This is a genomic window from Frateuria sp. Soil773 (assembly GCF_001428405.1).
Taxonomy (GTDB): domain Bacteria; phylum Pseudomonadota; class Gammaproteobacteria; order Xanthomonadales; family Rhodanobacteraceae; genus LMSL01.
The window spans coordinates 3,759-5,926 of the sequence record NZ_LMSL01000023.1 but is presented as its reverse complement, the minus strand read 5'-3'; the positions used below and the strand labels follow the sequence as shown (position 1 = coordinate 5,926).

1 protein-coding gene and 1 pseudogene are annotated in these 2,168 nt (G+C 58.1%); both read left to right on the top strand.

Annotated elements, in window-relative coordinates; genetic code table 11:
- A pseudogene (locus ASG87_RS08895) lies at positions 1 to 274 on the top strand (hypothetical protein); the annotation flags it as partial.
- Positions 274 to 2,016, top strand: coding sequence for an alpha/beta hydrolase (locus ASG87_RS19300; RefSeq protein ID WP_157510982.1), 1,743 nt, complete (start codon positions 274 to 276; stop codon positions 2,014 to 2,016). The pseudogene ASG87_RS08895 and the gene ASG87_RS19300, both read left to right, overlap by 1 nt.
- Positions 2,017 to 2,168 lie beyond the last annotated feature (152 nt).

Sequence of the window (2,168 nt, the reverse complement as noted above, 5' to 3'; positions counted from 1 at the left end):
GCTCACCGTCCATGCCGGCAGGAAGTCCTTCGTCGGGCCTGCGCATTTGTCGCGGGAGATGAACGACTGGGGCGAGGCGAAATTCAACGACAGCTTCCAGGCGCACTACCCAGACGGCAGCATTGCGGCAAACCGCCCCTACGAACTGGTACGCGCCGATGGTGCGCGCATTCAAGGGACCACGGATGCCGATGGCATCATTCGACTGCAAAAGGGTGTGAGCCCGGAGGGACTCATGCTTCGGTTCTTGGATCAAGGCGAGGAAACGAGCTGATGAGCTGGAATCCTTCATCCAAAGATCGCTATGCCCCCGGAGGCATGGCCAAGGATGGTACTTACGTTTTTCACTGGAACCTGACGGATCCAAAGTTGACCGATCCGATCAAGCTCATCATTCCGCCTGACCATGTGCTGCCGGTGATCCTGATACCGGGAATCATGGGGTCCAATCTGCGCAACAACAAAGACAAATCGAAAGTCTGGCGACTGGACAATCCGCCCAGTCTGCTCAACCACTGGTTTTTAAGAAACCAGCCGGCTGGGCTTGCCGGAAAAATGGCCCTATCCATGAATGCCGGCAAAAGACAGAAGGAAATGCATCCCGCACGCACGGAAGTCGATAACAGGGGAGCTATCCCAAGCAAGCGAGTCGGCTCAGTCTTCGATGCCAAAACTTACCGCGAGCGTGGCTGGGGCGAGGTCGGAGAAGGCAGCTATCACGAGTTTCTGTTATGGCTCGAGGAAGCCTTGAACGGCCAAGGCTTCAATCCGGCCAAATGGAAGGAGTTCTACTACACCGCATTCAGCGCAATGCCCAAACCCGGCGAGCGCCATCCCGAACCCCAGCTGATGCCCGGCATCGCCATGCAGATGCGCGGCCTGCCGCCGATAGGCGAATCCGGCGTTGCCACGCTGTCTTCCGACGATCTTCTGAAGCGCGCGCGCTTTCGCATGCCTGTCTACGCTTGCGGCTACAACTGGCTCGACTCCAACCTCGTGGCAGCCAGCCGCCTACGCACGCGCATCGAACAAATCATCAAGGAGAACGGCCCGAAGTGCGAGCAGGTGGTACTGGTCACCCATTCCATGGGTGGTCTGGTGGCTCGCGCCTGCCAGAAACTAGCCGGCATGGACAAGAAGATCGCCGGTATCGTGCACGGCGTCATGCCCACCGTGGGGGCAGCCGTCGCCTATCGACGCTGCAAGGTCGGCATGGGCGATGAAGATGCCATCGCAGGCCTGGTCATCGGCAGCACAGGGCAAGAGGTGACGGCGGTATTCGCGCAGGCGCCAGGCGCGCTGCAACTACTGCCTACCCAGCAGTATCGCCCTGGCTGGCTTACCTTGGCCGGTCCGGATGGAAAATCGCTTGGTAAACACCCGGTCGGTGACTTATATGACGACATCTACCTTCGACACGATCGCTGGTGGGGATTAGTTCGCGAAGAGTGGCTGCGCCCATCGGGAGGTGTTCCCATCACTTGGGCCGACTACGCGCCAAATATCAAAGCGGCCAGGACCTTCCACGATGGCATAAGAGACACCTATCACCCAATGACCTACGTGTTCTATGGCAAGGATGCCAAACAAAAAAGCTTCGAAGGCATTCACTGGCGAATAAAAAAGGGTAACGCACCTGACAAAGGAGCACCACCGTCGCCGTCCGATGTCTCGAATATGGATATGAGCGCTGTACGCGACAAAGGCTCCAATCCCATATATGTAGGTGGGCGCTCAACCACATTAACCAATCCCACGCCATATGGGTTCGCCACTTATCAGACCTATGAAACCAGCTATTGGGAGCTATACGTGGAGAAGCAAGATGGCGGCGGTGACGGTACGGTACCGACATCCTCCGGGGCGTTTCCTCGCCAACATGGCGGGTCGGCCATCCGACAGCAATTCGGCTTGGAAGGGTTTGCCCACGAGGGCTGCTACCGTGAAAAAGGGCCACGCATCGTGACGTTGTACGCATTGCAAAAGATCGCCGCGCAAGCCGTTTTCAAGGCATGAAACGGACGGCCAGGTACACCTCCCTGCTGGCCGGCATTGCGTTGGCACTGACACTCTGCGGCTGCGGCCCCACCGACAAGGAGAAACAGGCCGTGAGCCAGTTGACCTCAGATATGTACTCCACCTGTGTGGGGCGCTTCCTTGTGCGATTG